Annotated in this window: 1 protein-coding gene; it reads left to right on the top strand. The window is 50.9% G+C overall.

Annotated features, from left to right (window positions below; genetic code table 11):
- Positions 1-534, top strand: a 534-nt coding sequence (locus R8N47_RS27960; RefSeq protein WP_318186454.1) for an FAD-dependent monooxygenase, incomplete at both ends; no start/stop codon positions are given.

Here is a 534-nt window from a genome sequence, read left to right as displayed (position 1 = left end):
CGATGTCTCAACCAAACATGTGTTCTATCGTCTGGTCGACAGAGCCAAACCGAGCGGAAGAATTGCTGGCCATGAGCGATGAAGCGTTCAACAAAACACTAACCAGCGAATTCGATGCTCGTTTAGGCGTGTGTGAAGTGGTGGGAGAGCGAGCGGCGTTTCCGCTAAAAATGCGTTATGCCCGAGACTTTGTAGTTGAGCGTGTTGCACTGGTTGGCGATGCGGCTCATACCATCCACCCATTAGCAGGCCAAGGCGTGAATCTCGGCTTATTGGATGCAGCCAGTCTGGCGCAAGAAGTACTGACTCTTTGGAAACAAGGGCAAGACATTGGTAGTAAACGCAATCTGCGTGGCTATGAGCGTTGGCGTAAGGCTGAAGCGGCGAAGATGATTGCGGCGATGCAAGGTTTCCGTGATTTATTCTCTGGTGACCATCCAGCGAAAAAACTGGTTCGCGGTATTGGCTTGAGTTTAGCGGGACAATTACCGGGTGCTAAAGATGAGATCATGAAACGTGCACTGGGTTTGAAGG

This window comes from Vibrio sp. 2132-1, assembly GCF_033344315.1.
Note: the sequence above shows the minus strand (reverse complement) of the source record. Positions and strands in the feature narration are given on the sequence as shown.